We start from the raw sequence: 21,773 nt of genomic DNA on the forward strand, positions 1-21,773 counted from the left end.
TAATTTTTACTATTATTACATTGTTTTTAATGCAATCTTTATAGTGAAAACACAATACACTTTTAAAATCTACGAAATCACTCCAGAACCAACTAATTCGTCTCCTAAATACCAGGCTGCAAATTGTCCTTCGGTTATTGCGGACTGTGGTTCATCAAAAGCAACATACATCACGTTCTCGAACTGATGCAAAGTAGCGCGTTGCAGCGGTTGTCTATATCGAATTCTAGCCAGTACCTCCATCGTTTCTCCATTGGCTAAAGCCAAATCTTTACGAATCCAATGTACTTCTTCTTTTTCAATACGCAATGCTTTCTTGAATAATCCGGGATGCTGACTTGATAATCCGGTGTAAATAGTATTGGTTTCTACATTGGTGGCAATAATAAATAATGGATCCGTTGTTCCTCCTACGTTCAATCCTTTTCGCTGTCCAATAGTAAAATAATGGGCTCCTTGATGTTTTCCAACAACTTTCCCCATTTGTGGTGTGTACGGAATATTTATTGCCGCTGTTTGTAGCGCTTCCTCAACACTTAAATCTTGTTGTATCTCAGTTTTATATACCAAATCATTTTTGTCAATTTGGATAATATTACCTTCCTTTCGTTGTAATTTTTGTTGCAAAAATTCTGGTAATCGTACTTTTCCAATGAAACATAAACCTTGTGAATCTTTCTTCTCGGCTGTAATTAATTCCATTTCCGCTGCAATTTCACGGACTTCTGGTTTAGTTAATTCGCCAATGGGGAACAAGGATTTTGCCAATTGCTCTTGAGATAATTGACACAAGAAATAGGATTGATCTTTATTAGTATCGGCGCCTGCTATTAATTGATATACCGTATTCCCTTCTACTTCTATTTCACTTTTGCGGCAGTAATGGCCTGTTGCAACGTAATCAGCACCCAGACTCATCGCAATTTGCATGAAAACATCAAATTTTATTTCTCGGTTACAAAGTACATCGGGGTTTGGAGTGCGTCCTTTTTCATATTCATTGAACATGTAGTCCACAATTTTTTCTTGGTATTCAACACTTAAATCTACCGTTTGAAAGGGAATTCCAAGTTTTTCGGCAACTAATAATGCATCGTTACTGTCTTCCAGCCACGGGCATTCATTAGAAATTGTTACGGAATCGTCATGCCAATTCTTCATAAAAAGACCTATAACTTCGTACCCTTGTTGTTGCAATAAATAAGCTGCAACACTTGAATCTACTCCCCCGGAAAGTCCTACAACTACACGCTTCATCTGCAAAAAATTATAATTTTATAAGGGTACAAAGTTACAAAAGATTTACAACAGTACTTGTTAAGGATACCGTTAATTGTTGTCCGATTTGGTGGCATTTTCAGGAAAGCTCATATTTACTTCTTTAGTGATTTTTCCGTTTTCAAAAAATTGCCAAATACCCGCTTTTTTTCCGTTGACAAATTGTCCTTTTGAAACGATATTCCCTTTAGAATCTCGAAAAATTGCTATCCCAACGTAGTCACCATCTTTAAAAGCAGACTCTTCTAATAGAATTCCATTTTCAGTATATTTTTTATAAAATCCACTTTTCAGGTTGTTTTTATAATTGATTTCCTCTGCAATTTTGCCGTTGAGATAAAATACAGTTCGCAAACCTTCTAGCTTACCTTTACCATAATTCTCGGTAGTCATTATCAATTTAGATGCTTGATGGTAATATTTCCATTGTCCCTCAAATAATTTATTGATCACTTTACCTTCACTGACTCTATTGCCTTTTTGATCATAAAAAATAGTGTACGCCACATTATCTTTCGAATTAAATTCCCGAGTTGCTAGCAGCGATTTAGCTTTGGTATCATCATAAAAGTAAAAAATACCTATCTCTTTTCCATGTTCAAAAGTCCCTTCATACCTCGGTCTTTTTGACGCTTCGTATAACCCTTTCCATACTCCGTGCTTTTTCCCTTTTTCGTCTACTTTATTACTTTCGGTTTGCGATAAGCAATTTTGGCTGAAAAGCATAAAAATCAAAAAGACAAAAAAACTAATCTCATATTTTTTCATTACTACTTTGTATTTAGTCAATACCATAAAACTGATAATGTGCATTTATATTTTAGCGAATTTACAAAATTATTACAGTTTGAGATTTGTCTTTTATTTAATTTACAGTCGACTTTAAAATTTTTGACCCCTCCATGATGCAAAAATACTTTTAAATTAAATTACTTTTAATGGACCTCATTGACTCTTTTATATAGCGAACTTCCTGGTTCAAAATATTTTTATAAAACGTTTAAGTACTTTACTAAATATTTGATTTTAAAAAATAACATTTGTAACCAAGAAATTCATATATAATTGACAAACAACAGTTTGAACACATTAAAAAAATATTAAAATAACAATTAAACAAAACTAAAAAAAATAATAAACTTTCATAGTGTTTATATTTTTTACGAAAATATGAAACAAAATACAATGCTAATTTAGTACTTTAGAGGAAACAAATAAAAACAAACACTATGAAAAATGTATCTAAATTTAGAAATTTAGTCCTGATTGTGCTATTTTCAATCTTGGCAGTATCGTGTGATGACGACGATAACAATGTAGTCGTTGACAATACAATAACGGGAAAAGCAACAGCCACGGCAAACTTAAGTATCTTGGTGCAGGCACTTGTCAAAGCCGATTTAGCAACTACTTTGAAAGGGGCTGGACCATTTACAGTTTTTGCTCCAACTAATGAAGCCTTTACCGCCTTCCTTGCCACTACTCCTTATGCCACTATCAACGATGTACCAAAAGATGCTTTGACACAAATTTTGCTAAATCACGTGGTTGCAGGTGCGGTGAAATCTACTGATTTAACTACGGGGTATATCAAGACTTTAGCAAAAGGAACCGCATCAACAACGAATACCTTGAGCATGTATGTGAACACCGCTTCTGGAGTGAAACTAAACGGAATTGCGACTGTTACCTCAGCCGATATCATGGCTTCTAATGGTGTTATACACATAGTTGATAAAGTTATTGATTTGCCAACGGTTGTCACTCATGCGGCTGCAAATGCAAACTTCAGCTCGTTAGTAGGTGTATTAAATCGTGCTGGTCAACCCAATTTTATAACGGCATTATCTGCAACGGGACCGTTTACAGTTTTTGCTCCAACAAATGCTGCCTTTACTTCATTAGACGCGGAACTGGCTCCAAACGGAATAGCCGGAGTTTCAGCAGCAAATTTGACTAAAGTTTTACAATATCATGTGGTGAGTCCCGCTAATGTTTTGGCAGCCACTTTAACGGAAGGGCAAGTAATAACGCCAATTCTGACACCGGCACAAACATTCACCGTTCTACTAAGTGGTGGTGCAAAAATTAAAGATGCTAATAACCGAATTTCAACAATTATTATTACTGATGTGCAATGTTCTAATGGAGTCATTCATGCCATTGATAAAGTATTATTACCAATTCTATAATTTTAAGAATAAAAAAAGCTCTCAAATTGAGAGCTTTTTTTTTGAATTATTTTTTATTTTTCTGTGCCTTTTGAGCTTCGGCTTGTTCCATCACTTCTTGCAATTTTTTCTGGAATTTACCTTGTTTCTTAGGCTCTTTTAATTTGTTTTCTTGAATGCGATTGTGAATCTTATCGCTATCTAAAAAATAGCGCTTGATGACAATCATAATTCCAATAGTAATTAAATTCGAAATAAAGTTATACAAACTCAATCCCGCACCATAACTGTTAAAGAAAAACAACATCATTATTGGCGATACATAAATCATGATTTTCATCATTTTTGCCATATCGGGCATTCCTTCTTGCTGTGGCGCTGCCATTTGTTGATCTCCAGAGGTCATTTTCATATAGAAGAAAATAGCGATTGAAGCAAGTATTGGAAACAAACTGATATGGTTTCCGTAAAAAGGAATATAAAAAGGCAAGCGTATCACTTCATCAAAAGAAGATAAATCATCTGCCCAAAGGAAGCTTTTTTGTCTTAATTCAAATGCCGATGGAAAAAACTGAAACGATGCATACATAAATGGCAACTGAATCAATGCAGGAATACAACCTGCCATAGGATTCACACCCGCTTTGTTGTACAACTTCATTGTTTCCTGTTGCTTTTTCATTGGGTCTTTTTTGAATTTTTCTCCCAATTCAGTTATTTCAGGACGCAATACTTTCATCTTGGCTTGTGACAAGAACGATTTGAAAGTAATAGGTGACATCGCAATTTTTATCAGAATCGTAAAAACGATAATCGCAATTCCATAAGAAATATAAGAACTTAAAAAAGCAAATAATGGAATAAAGATAAACTTATTGATCCATCCGAAAATTCCCCAACCCAATGAGATAATTTTTTCTAAATTTTGATCGTAAGAGTTTAATGTTTTATAATCTGTTGGACCAAAATACCAACTCATTTTATGATCTAATTCACCATTCGTAAATGCAAGCGGAATGTTAGCCTTGAACTGTTTTGTGAAAATTGTATCTACTTTGTCATCTATAACTAAATTAGTTGATTTTAATTTAGCCGTTTCAAATGGGGTTTTTGTCAAAAGGATTGTAGAGAAAAAGTGCTGTTTGAAAGCGATAAAAGTTGCTTTTTCAAGATCAGATTCTTCTGTTTGACCTAAACCGGCATAATCAATTTTTCCGTCTTCATGTTCAAAATAAATTTCAGTATATCGGTTTTCATAAGACACACTTTTTTCATTTCTGTACGTTTTTACATTCCATTCTAAATCCAATGGTTTAGCAGTATTCAATACTTTATTCAACCCTTGAGAACGAATATCGAAATCAATCATATATTCGTTTGGTTTCAACACATATTTGTATTCTAAGAATTCATTGGCACCTGCTTTCAATTTCATCGATAATACCTGATCTGCTCCTATTTTTGTCAAAGTAGGTTCAAAATACATGTCTTTTGAATTTAAAGTACGGCTATCACTGGTTAGCAATTGTACGTTTAAATTGGCATTATTGTCTTTTATCAATTGTACTAATTGTCCAGATCCTTTCTTGAATTTTTCAAATTCTTTCAAAGTTGCTTCAACAATATACCCTCCTTTGTTGGCTATTTTTAAGGTAACCAATTCGTTTTCGATCGTTGTAAAATCTGCTTTTGCAGAAGGTAATGTTGCTGAATAGGCAAAATTTCCCAATGTTTTTTGCAACTGCGCCAATTGTGTAGAATCGCCCGTTGCAGCAACGGCAACAGTAGCTGTCGCAATTGTTTTATCTTCTAACTCTTTAGCTTTAGTTTCCCTAATTACCAACTCTTTTTGTGCTTTTTCAGCGGCAATTACCTTCTCATCAGGTTGGTTTTGGTACATGATAAAAATCAAAATACCAAAAATTAATACAAAACCTATAATCGAATTGAGGTCAAATTTTTTTTGTTCCATTATAATTAAAAAAAGTTTTAAGTGTTAGGTGTACTGAAAATCAATTGTTGTCAGTTATTTTTTCTTCGCTTGAACGGCTGCTGCTACAAAACTCACAAAAAGAGGATGCGGATTAGCAACTGTACTCTTGTATTCTGGATGGTACTGTACGCCAATGAAAAACGGATGTTCTTTTATTTCTATAATTTCTACCAATCCAGTATCAGGATTTACACCGGAAGCAATCAATCCAGCATTTTCTAATGGAGTAACATATTTGCTATTATACTCATAACGGTGACGGTGACGCTCCGAAATGGTTTCTTTTCCATAAATTTTATAGGCCAATGAATCTTTTTTGATATCACATTTCCATGCTCCAAGACGCATCGTTCCTCCTTTGTCAGTGATTGTTTTTTGCTCTTCCATGAGGTTTACTACTGGATGAGCGGTATGTTCATTCATTTCGGTTGAATTAGCATCTTTATAACCCAGAATATTTCTGGAATATTCAATAATGGCCATTTGCATGCCCAAGCAAATTCCGAAGAACGGTACTTTATTTTCACGAGCATATTGTACTGCTGCAATTTTGCCTTCTATTCCTCTTTCTCCAAATCCTGGGGCAACGAGAATACCGTCTAAACCTGAGAATTTTTCGTGTATATTGTTGGCATCAATGTGTTCTGAATGAATTGAAATCACATTGACCTTTGTTTCATTAGCTGCACCAGCATGTATAAATGCTTCTAAAATAGATTTGTAACAATCCTGCATTTCCACATATTTCCCAATCAAACCAATATTTACGGTATGCTTTGGATTTTTCAATCGGCGTAAAAAAGTATTCCAATTTTTTAAATCCGGAGCGGCTTTCTTAGGCAAATCTAATTTTTTTAGCGCAACAACATCTAATCCTTCTTCAAGCATTAAATTTGGCACTTCATAAATAGTGGACGCATCGATAGACTGGATAACTGCTTCTCTTTTTACATTACAAAACAAAGCCAATTTATTGCGTAGTTCTTCAGAAATTTCATGTTCTGTTCTACACACTAAAATGTCTGCTTTTATTCCGCTTTCCATCAATGTTTTTACGGAATGCTGTGTTGGTTTTGTTTTTAATTCCCCAGCTGCTGCTAAGTACGGAACTAAAGTAAGGTGAATTACAATTCCGTTATGCTCGCCCAACTCCCAAACAAGCTGACGAACGGATTCTATATAAGGTAAGGATTCTATATCGCCAACGGTTCCACCTATTTCAGTGATGACAATATCGTAATCACCGGAATTTCCTAGCAATTGCATTCTCTCTTTGATTTCATTGGTAATATGAGGCACCACTTGTACCGTTTTTCCAAGAAATTCTCCTCTTCTTTCTTTTTCAATAACGGAAAGATATATTCTTCCAGTGGTCACATTATTCGCTTGAGATGTAGGAACATTCAGGAAACGTTCGTAATGTCCTAAGTCTAAATCCGTTTCGGCACCATCATCAGTCACATAACATTCGCCATGTTCGTAAGGATTTAATGTTCCCGGATCTACATTAATGTATGGGTCAAACTTTTGTATGGTGGTGCGGTATCCTCGTGCTTGTAACAATTTTGCCAAAGATGCTGCAATGATTCCTTTCCCTAAAGAAGAAGTCACACCGCCAGTAACAAAAATATATTTCGTTTGATTCATTCTGTTGTTATTTGTGTTGTAGTTGTGTAAAAAACGTGGCAAAAGTACAATTATAAATTGTCAAATAGAAAATTAAATCGGTTTTGGGTACCGTTTTTTTATATTTCGAATTAACTCCTCCAGACCGTTGAGTTTCAATTCGTAAATTAATTTCAATTGCTCGCCTAGTTCTCCTTTTGGAAATCCTTTATTATTATACCACACAATATAGTATTCTGGGATATCAATAAGAAACCACCCTTCGTATTTACCAAAAGGCATTTTAGTATGGGCAAGCTTGATGAGTTGTTTTTGGTTTTGATCCATTTTAATATAAAAAAGAAGCAAGAGATAAGAAGCAAGAACTACTGGTACTTCTTGTTTCTTATCTCTTGCTTCTCAAATCTCTTTATTTCCAGTTAAAATTAATTCGTTTCTCGATTTCAGGATGCAAACTCAGAAAAACAGGACAGGTCATTGCTGCTCTTTCTAGTATTGTTTTGATTTTAACCTCAGCAGTTCCGTACATTTCAAAATTAATTTCAATTGCACCTATGCGCCTTGGTTCCTGATTCATAATTTTGACCACCTCAGCTGTCGAACCTTTTAAATCAACTTCTAGATCTCGTGCTTTTATTCCCATGATAGTCATCATACAAGTTGCCAAAGCATTGGCAACCGTATCAGTAGGTGAAAAAGCTTCGCCTTTTCCATTATTATCCAGCGGAGCATCCGAAAAAATTTCGGTACCAGATTGCAAATGGATAGAAGAAGTTCTTAAATCCCCTAAATACGTAACAATTGATGTCATTAATTTGCTTCTTTTATGGTTAAATCAGTATCGTAATATAAGATATAGACTCCTTTATTAGTGTAGCCGCCATCTTCTTTTTTATAAAATTCAAACTTATTGTCTATTTGTTCCGTTGCTGTAAAAGCTACTGTTTCTTGATAGGTACGGTCTTGTGACAAACGCAGCATGGTATCAAAAGTAACATCAAAACCACGAATAGCAAAAGCACTTGGAGCAACTTTATTCCTGTTTTTATATTCTTTTTCAAAAATTAAAGCTTCGGGAGACTCATTTTCACGGGTAACTGATGGATACATTAATTTCAACTTTGTTAAATTCACAAAATTAATTTCGTCTGTATCAAGGGTTTCATTAGGCTCTAGAATGACTAACTGTACTGGATACATTGACATTGCACTCAGCATCGTAGCTATTGTTGTCTTAATCATACTCGTGTTTTCAGTTTCCATTACCACGTAATTCATTTTTCCTTTAACAAATAAACGTTTTAAATTTTCAGCAGACACGCTTCCATTTGCATTGAGCTTTGCAAATTTCACATCTTTATGATTTTCTTCAATAAACTGTATTACAGATCCCTTTTTCTTATCTACGACGGCTATAATATTGCCGTACTTGGCTCTCATGTAATTAAACATTGTGTTTTTAACCTCTGTGGTAGTTGGAATGGTTTGGTATAAATTATCATACAAAACTCCAATATCCTTAGACAACGGCGATATAACCGGAACTTGGTATTTTTGCAGTAATTGGGCTGTTTTTTCGACATTATTTTGATAAAAGGGCCCAATGATAGCATCTGAATCTTCCAAATTATTTCGCTTAATTAACGACGCTATATTAGAATAATCTTTACTTTCCTGAGAATCATAGATATTCACGTCAAGAGAAAGTCCTATTTGTTTGGCAGAATCTATAGCCATTAATGCTCCTGCGTAAAAATCTAAAGTCATATTCAAAAATTTATCATTTTTAAAACGCATGTTGATTGAATTTACAGAATCACCTTCAATTTTGGCTAAATTAAAAGGCAAAAGAAGTACTAGCTTTTTCCTGCTGCTGCTATTATTTGTTAATGCTACATATTCTTTTTTAATTGCCGATAACACTGGCTGCGCCGATGGAACTTTCAAAATCATTCCTTCGGTCACACCCTGAAATAATTCAGGATTCAAAGCTATTAATTCTTCTTGACTCAAATTAAACATTCGAGACAAACTATACAGTGTTTCTTTTGGTTTCACAACATAAGGTTGATAATCAAAGACTACTTTAGTTGGTTGTGCATTAATTTTTACAATATCTTCTTTAGGCACATATTCCACATTCGCCTTATCAACTTTAGGCACATTCCCTTTGATATTTAATCTATATCCAATGGGTAAACCGGAAACTATTTCAGGATTTCTCTGCTCTAATTCTTTTATGGTAATTCCATAGTACCTAGCGATTGAATACTTCGTCTCTTTAGCAAGGACGTCATGATACACTACTTTTTCCGGAGTAGTCACTACTTTTTTTAAACCGTTTTTTGACGGAATGATAAGTGTTTGTCCTATTTGGAGTCCATCATTTTCAAGAAAGGGGTTGGCTTCTTTTAAGACTTCATCAGTAATGCCATATCTTTTCTCGATACCATAAAGCGTCTCTTTTGGCAGTACTTGATGAGTTATTGTTTTTTCATTTGGTTTGGGAGCAGTACTAACTTTTTCGCTGCCTCCTTTTTTTGGGATTAACAAAATACTATTTGGCTTTAATCCACTTTGAGCATCCGGATTTAATTGATAAATATCAAATGGAGTAACCTTGTATTTTTGAGCAATCTCGTTAATTGTTTCGCCTTTCGCTACTTTGTGCGTTGTATTTTTTTCTTGTGCAAAAACACTGTCATGATTGAACAACAGGAGAGCCATACAAATTGCAAAAAAATATTTCATCGTTTTCATTTATAAATTATTCAAAATGGTAATACAAGAACGGTACCAAATTTTATTTCAAAAATTTGGTACCGTTTATAGGAAACATAAAAACCTGTTTTTAAAAAAGAAAAACAATTAAAGTATTACTCCCATTCGATAGTTGCTGGTGGTTTTGAACTTATATCATACACCACTCTATTGACTCCTTTTACTTTATTAATTATGTCATTAGATACTTTCATCAAAAAATCATACGGTAAATGTACCCAATCAGCGGTCATACCATCAGTAGATTCTACGGCACGTAACGCGATTACTTTCTCGTACGTACGCTCGTCTCCCATTACTCCTACGCTGTTAACCGGAAGTAATATTGCGCCTGCTTGCCACACTTTGTCATACAATCCCCAAGATTTCAATCCGTCAATAAAAACAGCATCAACATCTTGTAAAATTTGTACTTTTTCAGGGGTGATATCTCCTAAAATTCGGATAGACAGTCCTGGTCCTGGAAAAGGATGTCTCCCTAATAATTCAGGGTCTATTCCTAAAGAAGCTCCTACTCGTCTTACCTCATCTTTAAAAAGCATGCGAAGTGGCTCCACAATTTTCAACTTCATGTAATCCGGTAACCCGCCCACATTATGATGTGATTTTATAGTTGCCGAAGGACCTTTGACGGAAACGGATTCAATAACGTCTGGGTATATCGTTCCTTGTGCCAGCCATTTTACATCTTGTATCAGGTGTGATTCATCATCAAAAACTTCGATAAATACACGTCCAATAATTTTGCGCTTGGTCTCCGGATCGCTGACACCAGCTAATTCAGATAAAAAACGATCCCCGGCATCTACTCCTTTTACGTTTAAACCCATTCCTTTATATTGATCTAATACATTCTGGAACTCATTTTTACGAAGCAAACCGTTATTTACAAAAATACAGTATAAATTTTTTCCAATAGCTTGGTGCAATAATACTGCAGCCACGGTAGAGTCTACTCCTCCTGAAAGGCCAAGCACTACTTTATCATCTTGTACTTTTTCTTTTAGTTCGGCTACCATTTCTTCAACAAAAGCATTTGGCGTAAAATTTTGAGGCACTTCGGCAATTTTCACCAAAAAGTTCTCTAACATTTTTGATCCGTCTGTTGAGTGAAAAACTTCTGGGTGGTATTGAATAGCATATGTAGTTTCACCTTCAATTCTATAGGCGGCAAATTCCACATCATGGGTGCTTGCAATTTTCACTCCCTGCGTTGGCAATGCCTTTATACTGTCACTATGACTCATCCATACTTGGCTGTTTGCTGAAACACCCTCAAAGAACACTTCATTTTCCTTTATAAAAGACAAATTCGCTCTACCATATTCCCTAGTGTTAGAAGCCGCTACTTCACCGCCACTAAAATGGGATAAATATTGCGCTCCGTAACAAACGGCTAATAAAGGTAGTTTTCCTCTAATTTGGGATAAATCTGGATGTGGCGCATCTTCACTTCTAACAGAAAAGGGGCTTCCACCTAAGATTACGGCTTTGTATGAAGATAAATCACTCGGAAAATGATTGTAAGGAAAAATTTCGCAGAATATATTTAATTCGCGAACTCTGCGCGCAATGAGCTGTGTATACTGCGATCCGAAATCTAAAATAAGTACGTTGTGTTGCATGCGCAAAAATACTTTTTATATTTCATATTGAAAAATCGAAATATAAAATATTTGTTTTATTTTTCAGCAGTACCATTTTTCTAATTTTCTTTAGTCTTATTTTACTGTTCTGCCCTAAAATTGTTTGTTTTTTAAAAGTAGCTTTCGAACCATAAAGCGTTACTTTTGTAAATTAAAATTTGCCCTTTATGAAATTAAATAAATTTACCGCTGTTGTGTTTATTGCAATCCTAATTGCTTCTTGTAATGTGATTGATGACCTACTGACTTTTTCAATTGATAATCAAACAACTTTCAAGATTGAAAGCGGTTTTCCTCTTGGTACGGCCTTTGAGATAATCACTCCAGAAATCACAACAAATTCAAGTGCTGATTTCGAAAACAATAATACTAAAGCTGATTTAGTGAAAGATGTAAAACTCAATTCGCTAAAACTGACCATAACGGATCCTGCAAATAAATCGTTTAGTTTTTTGAAATCAATTCATATTTACATCTCAACAAGCGATAATGACGAAATAGAATTGGCTTATCTTGATGACATCAATGCTACCTCTAATACTATTGACCTGATTTGTACCACCCAAAAACTGGACAAATATATAAAGGCTTCTACGTACAGCTTACGAACAACAGCTGTCCTAAAAGAAGCGATAACCCAAGATATCACTATTCAATCTGACATGAAATTCAGAGTGACGGCAGATCCTTTCTAATAAAATAAGTGTGCTGTTGTTATTATTCCTTGACTAAAATGATTGTTGCTTTAAAACCTGTTCCAAGATTCCACTGACTTCCAGATATCAAGCCGCCTTGGTCGTTGTATACTTTGAATTCAGCAGTATTAGGTCCTGAGGATCCTTGGTTTAGTGCTTCAAATTCAATCTTGTTAAATCCTTTTTCTAATACGATTTCGAAACCTTGAAAATTACTTTGCAGGTTCACTTGATACTGGATCACTTTATCATTGAGGTACACCCTGATCTGATCCCCATCAACGTAGGCCGCATCGCGATACATCACCTTTGCGGTGACAGATCCCGTGCTGAAATTACCTAAATCTTGGTTTTTTCGGTATACTAAACCTTCTGTTCTTTCTTCTTTTTTATTCCATTTGTCTTTGTACACATCTCCCGGATTTATAAACTCGTTTTTAGGAGTCATAGAAAAATTATTTGCAGGTGTTATGGGCGCTGAATAATTTGGTTTCGGACTTAAAACATCGGGATTTTTAAACACATTGGGCGTCTTAACCGGTGGTACATCCGCTTTTGGAGGAATTGGTTTTTTAATCTTTGGAGCTGTATTTTTGAGGGGAATTGCTTTAAACTTGGAACTAAATTCATTCTGGGCGTACCCACTGAGAGACATGCTGATGGTAATCATTAAAAATAAAATCCTTTTCATAACTTATAAAATTAGTTTTCTTGTGCATATAAAATTTAAAAATAAAAAACCTATTGTACTTAATCAAAAATGGAGTACTAATTTAACTTTCATTTATAACTTATAATTCCGGTTTATATTGCGTTTTGGGCACCCAAACACTGCAAAACACAAGGACTTAAAAGGAACGTTTAAATTAAAAATTGGTGATTTTATTTCGCTTTTTTTTTATAACTTGCAAATAGTATGCCATACCAAAGATGTATTGGCATAAGAATAAGCAACCTTAATACCACTACAATGAAAAGAGAAAACATACTGACAGGCTCTCCATGGGAAGACAAAATGGGCTATTGTCGTGCCGTACGCATTGGCAATACCATTGAAGTATCCGGAACTGTCGCGGTTATTGACGGCGAAAAAATCAAGGCTGATGATGCTTTTGCGCAAACACTTAACATTCTGGAACGTGTTGAAAAAGTTCTTGAAGACTTAAATGTAAGTATGAAGGATGTCATCAGAACGCGCATATTTACCACTGACATTACTACTTTTGAAGCGGTAGCAAAGGCGCATTCCCAATTTTTTAAGGATATAAAACCCGCCACAGGTTTTTATGAAATCAGTAAATTAGTTGCTCCTGAATACCTAGTTGAAATCGAATTTACGGCAATAGCAACCGAAAAACCATTAATTCAAGAAGGATTATAATACTTTTGCAAAAAAACTTTGCCTCTTTCCACTAATGAACTTCGAGAAAACTAAAAAAATTACGGTACTCCTGCTCAAATGGATTTTTATTTGTACGCTGATCGGTATTTTGTCCGGATCGGCATCTGCTTTTTTTCTGGTTGCTTTAGAGTGGGCTACAGCAGCCCGAGAAAACAACAACTGGATCATCTGGCTCTTGCCAATAGGTGGCCTGATCATAGGTTTGGGCTATCATTATTGGGGAAAATCAGTGGTCAAAGGGAATAATTTATTATTAGAAGAATACGAAAATCCGCAGCACATCATTCCCTTCAAAATGGCGCCTTTGGTTCTTTTTGGCACCCTGATTACCCATCTTTTTGGCGGGTCGGCGGGTCGTGAAGGAACAGCTGTGCAAATGGGTGGCGCCATTGCTGACCAGTTCACAAAACTATTTCAGCTTGATGCTTCCGAAAGAAAAACAATACTCATTCTGGGAATCAGCGCTGGTTTTGCTTCTATATTTGGCACCCCTTTAGCCGGAGCTTTATTTGCTGTAGAAGTTGTTTATTTTAGTAAAATCAATTTTAAAAGCATTCTATTATCCTTTTTTGTTGCCTACATCGCTTATTTCACGGTGGAACTTTGGCAGGTAAAACATACCCATTATGCCATTCCTGTTGTCCCTAGCATAAGTTTGATAACTTTGATGTGGGTATTTTTTGTAAGTATTTTATTTGGCTTAGCTGCGATGCTTTTTTCCCGAAGCACACACTTTTGGGGTGGGCTGTTTTCTAAAACCATATCGTTTCCGCCGCTTCGTCCTTTTGTGGGAGGATTTTTCATTGCAATAGCAGTATATTTTATCGGAACCACAAAATACATTGGACTTGGAGTTCCAATGATTGTTGAAGCGTTTTCGACTCCAAATACTTCGTATGATTTTTTATTAAAAATTCTTTTTACGGGATTTACACTGGGAGCGGGATTCAAAGGCGGCGAGGTTACCCCTTTATTCTTCGTTGGCGCTACTTTAGGAAGTGCCTTATCGCTGGTTGTTCCGCTGCCTATTGCGCTCTTGGCTGGTTTAGGATTTGTGGCTGTTTTTTCGGGAGCTACGCATACTCCTATTGCCTGCAGTGTCATGGGAATGGAGCTTTTTGGTCTTGAAAGCGGTGTATTTATAGGTATAGCGTGCTGCATCGCTTACTTGACATCCGGATCCGTAGGAATTTACAATTCCCAAATTGTAAAAGGAATAAAATACCATTTGTACCAAAAATTAAAAAGAAGAAACACTGACTTTTTATAACCCTCTAAAAGTTTGTTAATTGTATAAATGTTTTCAACATTACAGTAAAAAAATGTAATTTCGCAAACTATGAAAATACAAGACATTCAAGCGATAGAGTTGTTATTAGCAACTCCAAAAAAAATTGTGATAATCCCACACCGTGGTCCTGATGGTGATGCCATGGGATCTACTTTGGGTTTGTATCATTTTTTATTAAAAAATAATCATTCTCCAGTTGTAGTTTCACCCAACGAATTTCCACATTTTCTGGCGTGGATGCCCGGCTCTGAAACTATTAAGATATTCGAAAAAGACAAACAAAACTGTACAAAAATTCTTGAAGAGGCTGATTTAATTTTCACATTAGACTTTAATGCCTTGCATCGCACTGGCGAAATGGAACAGGTTTTAACAAAGCTGAAAGCTCCTTTTGTAATGATCGACCACCATCAAAAACCAGATGATTACGCTGCGGTCACTTACTCGGACACGTCTTTTGGGTCGACTTGTGAAATGCTGTACAATTTCATTTTATTCCTTGGAAAAAAAGAAGACATCGACAAGACGATCGGAACCTGCATTTATACGGGAATCCTAACTGATTCGGGCTCTTTTCGTTTTCCAAAAACAACTGGAACAACCCACAGGATTGTAGCTGAATTAATTGATTTGGGCGTTGAGAACACAGAAATTCCAAGTTTATTATTTGATAATAGTTCCTTTGGACGTTTGCAAATATTAGGCAGAGCGCTCCAAAACATGAAAATACTTCCGGAACATAACACAGCCTATACAACGCTTAGCCAAGACGAATTAAATTCGTTTGATTACGTAAAAGGAGACACAGAAGGGATTGTAAACTACGGTTTAAGCATCAAAGGAATTGTATTTACGGCTATTTTTATAGAAAATAAAGAAGAAAAAATCATCAAGATTTCATTTCGTTCCCAAGGTGATTTTGATGTGAATCAATTTGCAAGAGATCATTTTCATGGTGGCGGACATCGCAATGCTGCCGGAGGAAAGTCAGAAACAACATTGGCAGAAACGATACAAAAATTTGAAGATTTAGTAACAACGCTAAAAGTATAATCCATGTTAAAATTCAGTAAACGTATTGCAGTGGTCTTTTTTTTAACCTTGGTTATGGCGAGTTGCAAGCAGCATCAAGAGGCGCGCAGACCCCTTTCTCAAACTTCGGGGAGTTTCATGAAAAAGTCAATTCAGCGCAACAAAAAACTGGTGGCTACTGAAGAACAAAAGATTATTGCGGTAATCAAAAAGGATCCAAAAATACAATATCTTGCCTCTAAAAAAGGATATTGGTATACGTATCAAACACGCAATGAAACAGATACGCTGACGCCAAAAAAAGGAGATGTGGCTTTTTTTGATTATGAAATAAAAGATTTAAAGGGAGCCATCATTTACTCAGAAGTAGAGTTAAGACCCCAAATTTATTATGTGGACAAACAAACCATCATGATGGGATTGCGGGATGGTATCAAATTAATGCGTAAAAATGAGAAAGTCACCTTTCTTTTTCCCTCTAATATGGGGTACGGCTACCATGGGGATGACAAAAAAATTGGCACCAATCAACCTTTAATTTGCACGGTTACACTGCGTGATTTTAAAACAGAAGCAGCTTACAAAAAAGAAAACGAGGCACCTATCAAAACAGTTGCACCGCCCGCGCCAATCAAACAACAAGTGCCTGTCATAAGCACTCCTGAAGACACTATAAATCAATAAATATAAAATTAGAAATGAAAAAAAAGATCTTATTCGCATTCCTAGTAATTGCTTCATTTTATGCTTGTAAAGAAGAACACAGCAATCTTCCTGATGGTCTATACGCTAATATTGCAACTAGTAAAGGGGACATTATTGTACAATTGAATTTTGAAAAAGCACCCATTACAGTAGCTAATTATGTTTCATTGGCCGAAGGAAAAAACGATTATGTAACCAATGACAATCTTAAAAATAAACCTTTTTTTGACGGATTAAAATTTCACAGAGTTATAAAAGATTTCATGATTCAAACCGGAGATCCGCTAGGAACAGGTTCTGGGGATACCGGTTATAAGTTTAAAGACGAATTTACTGATTTGCAATTTGATAAAGGAGGTGTTTTGGCTATGGCCAATAACGGACCAGCCACTAATAGCAGTCAGTTTTTCATTACCCATCTAGCAACACCTTGGCTTGACGGAAAACACACTATTTTTGGTCATGTAGTAGAAAACGGAATGGAAGTAGTAAACAAAATAGAACAAAACGATTTTATCAAGTCCGTAACCATTATCAGAAATGGGGAAGCGGCAAAGAAGTTTAATGCCGTAAAAGTATTCAGTGATTATTTTGCAATAGAATCCGAGAATCAAAAGAAAAAAGCAGCTCTAGATACTGAAAACAAAAGGGTTTATAACGAAAAATACAAAGAAGTCCGCGAGCAAAAAGTAGCTTATTTTGCTGAAATGAAAGCCAAAGCAACAAAAACTAAAACAGGACTGCAATACGTGATCACCAAAAAAAGTGGCGGTAAAAAACCTGCTAATGGCACTAACATCTTTATTCACTACGCCGGTTTCCTTGAAGATGCTGAATTATTTGATGCTAGTATTGAAAGTGTTGCCCAAACTTTTGGTAAATATGATGAAAATAGAGCTGCTCAAAACGGCTACCAACCCATCCCTTTTCAAGCTGGCAAAAAAGATGGCATGATTCCTGGTTTCATTGAAGGACTGGAGCAATTATCTTTTGGAGACAAAGCCGTGATTTTTATTCCATCTCAATTGGGTTATGGCGCAGCTGGAGCTGGAGGGGCAATTCCGCCCAATGCCAACATCATTTTTGAAATTGAGTTATTAGAGAAAATGCCCCAATAATAGAAAAAAATAAGCCTTTAAATCAGTACAGTATGAAATTTAAAATTCTGTTTTTATTGTTCCTAGGAATAGTCAACGTACATTCTCAAACGGTCAAGAAATCCATTCCTGCCAAAAAACCGATGACAACAGCAAAAGCAACTGTAAAAACACCAGTGAAGCCGGTGGTGAAAGCTCCGGCAGTTATCGAAGGAATTTTTGCAACAATCGCCACCAATAAGGGCGATATTGTGGTGGAACTAGCCTACCAAAAAACTCCTGTTACCGTTGCAAACTTTATTGCATTGGCTGAAGGTACAAATACCTTTGTTACTGATGACAAACTAAAAGGAAAACCGTTTTTTGACGGCCTCAAATTTCACCGTGTTATTCAAGATTTTATGATTCAGACCGGAGATCCTTCGGGCTATGGTTCTGGTGGCCCAGGTTATGGTTTCAAAGATGAATTCACGGATTTGAAACACAGCAAAGCCGGTATTTTATCTATGGCTAACTCCGGACCTGCTACCAATGGAAGCCAGTTTTATATCACCCATAAGGCAACGCCGTGGTTGGATGGTAAGCACACTGTTTTTGGTCATGTAGTTCACGGAATGGCTATTGTAAACGCAATTGCGCAAAATGATGTAATTACAAAGGTTACTATTGTGAGAAAAGGCGCGTTGGCCAAAAAATTTGACGCACCAAAAGTATTTGCTGATTATTTCAATAATAAATCTGAAGACCAAAAGAAACAAGACCTTGCAAACGCAGAAAATAAAGCAAAACAAGCTGTTTTTGAAGCAGAAAACAAAGTAAAAAGAGAGGCACTAGAAGCGGAAGCAAAACGAGAATACATGGAAAAATTTGGCGCTGTAGTAACCGCTAAAAAAGCCTATTTAGCCGCTACCAAAGCGACGGCAATCCTTACTCCTTCCGGATTAGCCTACAAAATAACAGAGAAAGGTTCCGGAGTAAAACCCGCTAACGGCACCACTTTTTATTTTCACTACGCTGGGTATTTTGAGGACGGAACACTCTTTGACAGCAGTTATGAAGATATCAATAAAACCTATGGAAAATTTGATGCTAATCGTGCCGCACAAAACGGCTACCAGGCTTTTCCATTTGAAGCAGGAAAAAAAGACGGTATGATACCCGGATTTATTGAAGGATTGGAAAATATGACTTTTGGCGATAAAGCAGTCGTATTTATCCCTTCAAATCTAGCGTATGGGGAACGAGGTGCCGGTGGGGTTATTCCGCCTAATACCATGCTTGTGTTCGAATTGGAAATGTTGGAAAAACAACCTGTCCCAAAACAGTAAAAACTCAAACAGAATACAATAAGAAACCCGACAGACTTGAAAATCTATCGGGTTTCTTTTTATAATTTGTACGTTCTAATTCCAAGTAAGTAAATCGGCGCTAATCCGTTTAATTCGAATCAATAAATTTTTATTTTCACTTATTTTTTTCCAAATTTCCAATCAAATTCATCTTTCTGATTGATAATTGCACCAATCTCAAATTTCACAACTTCATCAAATTCTGTTTGAAAAATAATCCAGTTTTCCTCGTTGAAATAATTTTCGAACGTATCAAACTCTTCCTGAGTAAATTTAGTAATTCCCTTGGCAGCTACCTCTTTTTTGACCTCACTGATTTTTCTGTTGATAATTCTATGCCCCAACAACTCCAGTTCCGGACTTGATGCTACGATGTACCCCAATTTAAAATCTTCCTCGACATAGAACGTCAAACGCATTTTTAGTTTATTGTAAGCAAAAATCACATTATCATCCTCGTCCTTATAATTGCGATCCGGCTTGCCATAAAGCGTTGTTACATCATTTTGTTTCATTCCGAAAATGACCTTATCAATTCCGTGTTTTGGATTTATTTTCATATTCATTTATTTACCCGCAAAGTTCGCAAAGTTTTTTGCAAAGTCCACTATTTTTTACAGTTTAAAATTAGCACTTGACAAATTCCGCAATTGTTTGTACTAGTCTTTATTTAGGCATGACCTAGCTGCGGTACTATGGTATAGATCACTTGCATTAGTGCTGCAACAAGGACGGGCTATCCGTTATGACTGTAGTTCATTAAACTACGCTAAAAATAAAATATTGTAAAGTAATCATTAACTAAGCTGCTTTAAAAAAAATTTCCACTGCACTTCTAAAAAAATATCAAAAAAAGAGAAGTAATCCCTCACACAAAAAAGCGGCAGTACAATAAGAACCTTTTGTTTAACAAAACAATATTTGTAAAAAATTTAGTATCTTTCAATCACAAAATCAATACAATATGACTTGGTCAGCAAAACTAATTAAACACAATAGCGAAAGTAGAATTGGGGTCTATTTTGAAAAAAATCAAGATTTAATTGCCCGCATAAAACAAATAGCAGGAGCACGATGGAGCCATCAAAAAACAGTCTGGCACCTACCAGACACACCTGAAAACAGGTTAAGATTTAACATCGAGCCTATGACAAATTCACTCCCCTCGACAGAGGCGGTGGTACAAATTGAAAAATTCAAACAATGGATGCGTTCCAAGCGCTACAGCGAGAGTACTATTAGCACCTATTGTGAAGCTTTAAAATCATTTTTGGTTTTTTACCGCGAAAAACCTATTGCCGAAATTACCAATGAAGATGTGATTATCTATAACAACGACTATATTTTAAAAAATAAGCTGTCAGCTTCGTACCAGAACCAAATTACAAACGCCATCAAGCTATATTTTAAAACTATAAAAAATACTAAAATAGAAATTGATAAAATTCACCGGCCAAAACGAGCTAAGCTATTACCTAATGTATTGAGTAAAGAGGAAGTAAAAGCTATTTTGGAAGCGCATAGCAATATCAAACACAAGATGATGTTGAGTCTGATTTATAGCTGTGGCTTACGTTGCGGTGAACTATTGGCATTACAACCCGTTCATATTGATTCATTAAGGAATATTGTACTACTAAAAAATGCCAAAGGTCAAAAAGATAGAATTGTCCCCCTTAGTCCTAAAATATTAGAAATGTTGCGGGGCTATTACAAAGTATTTAAACCCACTATTTACTTATTTGAAGGACAGACAGCGGGCATGGGCTACGATTCTAGAAGTTTACAGTTAGTTTTGAAACAAGCCTTGCAAAAAGCAGGAATTACAAAACCCGCTACTTTGCACTGGTTGCGACACAGCTACGCGACGCATTTATTAGAAAGCGGTACAGACCTAAGATATATCCAAGAATTATTGGGGCACAGCAGCAGTAAAACAACTGAAATATACACTCATGTTAGCACAAAAAGCATTCAACAAATAAAAAGTCCTTTTGATGACTTGTAAGAAAATTTTAGTATATTTGAAATGAAGTAAAGCGAAACAAACCTTCGCCAATCTACCCATATTTGGGTGTATACACGAAGGTTTGTTTCGCCTATATACTAGTTATGCAACAGTTAACTCGTGTCCTGTTAAAAAGAAGTATAAATTTTGAAGTTCGTGAACATATTTAATTTCTTTTCTAAAATTTAAGAAAGAATATTTTCCATCAGAACTATTTATTTTAAATCTATTACCGTATTTTATTGTATAGTAACCTATTTTTCTATCGCTTTTTGTTGGTAATGAATAGTAAGTCATTCCTAATTTATTAAACCATTCTTTTGTCAATTCAATTGGCTCAATTAATTCAATATGATAAAAAATATCAATCCTTTGATTAATAGCGACCTTTCCATAATTAATTAAAAAGTCTTGAACTCCAGTTATAGTCCCTACTTCATTATTATTATAAATGATAAGGTTTCCTAATCGTAATTCGTTTATAGACATAACCGATTGCATAACAGCGGTTTTGTCGCATTGTGGCAATTCTGCATTTTTGGAAGTATTTTTCATAGTCTTAATTATTAGTTTATTTTTGTTATTATTTTTGATTAACCGCCACAACGACGACAAAGCCGCAGGACGTCAGGCTGTGAAAAAACCTCCTTTTCTTATAATTCTACAAATAATACGTACACCTAAACTACACTATAGTCC

At 35.5% G+C, this 21,773-nt stretch carries 20 protein-coding genes; 9 read left to right on the forward strand and 11 right to left on the reverse strand.

What is annotated here, in order from left to right; all coding sequences use genetic code 11:
- Positions 1-69: 69 nt before the first annotated feature.
- Together mnmA and ACEN2F_RS13290 are read right to left on the reverse strand one after the other, a co-directional pair.
- Positions 70-1,257, reverse strand: a complete 1,188-nt coding sequence (gene mnmA, locus ACEN2F_RS13285; protein ID WP_441739952.1) for a tRNA 2-thiouridine(34) synthase MnmA — start codon at positions 1,255-1,257, stop codon at positions 70-72.
- A gap of 72 nt (positions 1,258-1,329) precedes the next feature.
- A complete protein-coding gene (locus ACEN2F_RS13290) occupies positions 1,330-2,091 on the reverse strand; it encodes a toxin-antitoxin system YwqK family antitoxin (protein WP_441739955.1) in 762 nt (253 codons plus the stop codon).
- Positions 2,092-2,507: 416 nt separating this feature from the next.
- Between ACEN2F_RS13290 and ACEN2F_RS13295 the strand changes: the two genes are divergently transcribed.
- Entirely contained in the window at positions 2,508-3,470 is a 963-nt protein-coding gene (locus tag ACEN2F_RS13295; RefSeq protein ID WP_441739957.1) for a fasciclin domain-containing protein, read from the forward strand.
- Positions 3,471-3,516: 46 nt separating this feature from the next.
- Here ACEN2F_RS13295 and yidC read toward each other — a convergent pair whose 3' ends face one another.
- From yidC to guaA, 6 genes are all read right to left on the reverse strand, one after another.
- Positions 3,517-5,421: a membrane protein insertase YidC gene (gene yidC, locus ACEN2F_RS13300; protein WP_441739960.1), complete on the reverse strand. Its 1,905-nt coding sequence runs from the start codon at positions 5,419-5,421 to the stop codon at positions 3,517-3,519.
- Positions 5,422-5,475: 54 nt separating this feature from the next.
- Positions 5,476-7,089, reverse strand: a complete 1,614-nt coding sequence (locus ACEN2F_RS13305; protein ID WP_441739961.1) for a CTP synthase — start codon at positions 7,087-7,089, stop codon at positions 5,476-5,478.
- Between the two features lie 72 nt (positions 7,090-7,161).
- The gene (locus tag ACEN2F_RS13310) at positions 7,162-7,395 is read right to left on the reverse strand and encodes a DUF3820 family protein (RefSeq protein WP_441739963.1); all 234 of its coding nucleotides are present in this window, start codon (positions 7,393-7,395) and stop codon (positions 7,162-7,164) included.
- 82 nt (positions 7,396-7,477) lie between these two features.
- Positions 7,478-7,879, reverse strand: coding sequence for an OsmC family protein (locus ACEN2F_RS13315; protein WP_441739966.1), 402 nt, complete (start codon positions 7,877-7,879; stop codon positions 7,478-7,480).
- Positions 7,879-9,819, reverse strand: coding sequence for a LysM peptidoglycan-binding domain-containing protein (locus ACEN2F_RS13320; RefSeq protein ID WP_441739967.1), 1,941 nt, complete (start codon positions 9,817-9,819; stop codon positions 7,879-7,881). Before ACEN2F_RS13320 ends, ACEN2F_RS13315 begins: the two co-directional genes overlap by 1 nt.
- A gap of 125 nt (positions 9,820-9,944) precedes the next feature.
- Positions 9,945-11,474, reverse strand: coding sequence for a glutamine-hydrolyzing GMP synthase (gene guaA / locus ACEN2F_RS13325; RefSeq protein WP_441739970.1), 1,530 nt, complete (start codon positions 11,472-11,474; stop codon positions 9,945-9,947).
- 188 nt (positions 11,475-11,662) lie between these two features.
- On the opposite strand from guaA, the gene ACEN2F_RS13330 reads away from it, so the two are divergent.
- Entirely contained in the window at positions 11,663-12,190 is a 528-nt protein-coding gene (locus ACEN2F_RS13330) for a hypothetical protein (RefSeq protein ID WP_441739973.1), read from the forward strand.
- Positions 12,191-12,212: 22 nt separating this feature from the next.
- Here the strand turns inward: ACEN2F_RS13330 and ACEN2F_RS13335 are convergent, their stop codons facing one another.
- Complete coding sequence (locus ACEN2F_RS13335; protein ID WP_441739976.1) at positions 12,213-12,881, reverse strand: hypothetical protein; 669 nt, start codon at positions 12,879-12,881, stop codon at positions 12,213-12,215.
- Positions 12,882-13,160: 279 nt separating this feature from the next.
- Here ACEN2F_RS13335 and ACEN2F_RS13340 point away from each other — a divergent pair, with 279 nt between their 5' ends.
- The 6 genes from ACEN2F_RS13340 to ACEN2F_RS13365 all read left to right on the forward strand — a co-directional run bounded on the left by ACEN2F_RS13340 (position 13,161) and on the right by ACEN2F_RS13365 (position 19,045).
- Positions 13,161-13,571, forward strand: a complete 411-nt coding sequence (locus tag ACEN2F_RS13340) for a RidA family protein (RefSeq protein ID WP_441739978.1) — start codon at positions 13,161-13,163, stop codon at positions 13,569-13,571.
- A 34-nt stretch (positions 13,572-13,605) separates the two neighbouring features.
- Positions 13,606-14,862, forward strand: coding sequence for a voltage-gated chloride channel family protein (locus tag ACEN2F_RS13345; RefSeq protein ID WP_441739980.1), 1,257 nt, complete (start codon positions 13,606-13,608; stop codon positions 14,860-14,862).
- Positions 14,863-14,931: 69 nt separating this feature from the next.
- Positions 14,932-15,936: a DHH family phosphoesterase gene (locus ACEN2F_RS13350; protein WP_441739983.1), complete on the forward strand. Its 1,005-nt coding sequence runs from the start codon at positions 14,932-14,934 to the stop codon at positions 15,934-15,936.
- A gap of 3 nt (positions 15,937-15,939) precedes the next feature.
- Positions 15,940-16,599 (forward strand): gliding motility-associated peptidyl-prolyl isomerase GldI, encoded by a 660-nt coding sequence (gldI, locus tag ACEN2F_RS13355; protein ID WP_441739985.1) that lies wholly within the window; start codon positions 15,940-15,942, stop codon positions 16,597-16,599.
- A 14-nt stretch (positions 16,600-16,613) separates the two neighbouring features.
- Positions 16,614-17,738, forward strand: a complete 1,125-nt coding sequence (locus ACEN2F_RS13360; RefSeq protein WP_441739988.1) for a peptidylprolyl isomerase — start codon at positions 16,614-16,616, stop codon at positions 17,736-17,738.
- 32 nt (positions 17,739-17,770) lie between these two features.
- Positions 17,771-19,045 carry a peptidylprolyl isomerase gene (locus tag ACEN2F_RS13365; protein ID WP_441739991.1) on the forward strand — a complete coding sequence of 425 codons (1,275 nt, stop codon included), beginning with the start codon at positions 17,771-17,773 and terminating at the stop codon, positions 19,043-19,045.
- A 140-nt stretch (positions 19,046-19,185) separates the two neighbouring features.
- Here ACEN2F_RS13365 and ACEN2F_RS13370 read toward each other — a convergent pair whose 3' ends face one another.
- Complete coding sequence (locus tag ACEN2F_RS13370) at positions 19,186-19,626, reverse strand: hypothetical protein (protein WP_441739993.1); 441 nt, start codon at positions 19,624-19,626, stop codon at positions 19,186-19,188.
- Positions 19,627-20,030: 404 nt separating this feature from the next.
- On the opposite strand from ACEN2F_RS13370, the gene ACEN2F_RS13375 reads away from it, so the two are divergent.
- Positions 20,031-21,074, forward strand: coding sequence for a tyrosine-type recombinase/integrase (locus tag ACEN2F_RS13375; protein WP_441739996.1), 1,044 nt, complete (start codon positions 20,031-20,033; stop codon positions 21,072-21,074).
- A 102-nt stretch (positions 21,075-21,176) separates the two neighbouring features.
- On the opposite strand, the gene ACEN2F_RS13380 is transcribed toward ACEN2F_RS13375, so the two are convergent.
- Positions 21,177-21,629, reverse strand: a complete 453-nt coding sequence (locus tag ACEN2F_RS13380; RefSeq protein ID WP_441739998.1) for a hypothetical protein — start codon at positions 21,627-21,629, stop codon at positions 21,177-21,179.
- Positions 21,630-21,773 lie beyond the last annotated feature (144 nt).

Origin of the sequence: Flavobacterium sp. W20_MBD1_R3 (assembly GCF_052119725.1) — a bacterium.
In the GTDB taxonomy this organism is placed as follows: domain Bacteria; phylum Bacteroidota; class Bacteroidia; order Flavobacteriales; family Flavobacteriaceae; genus Flavobacterium.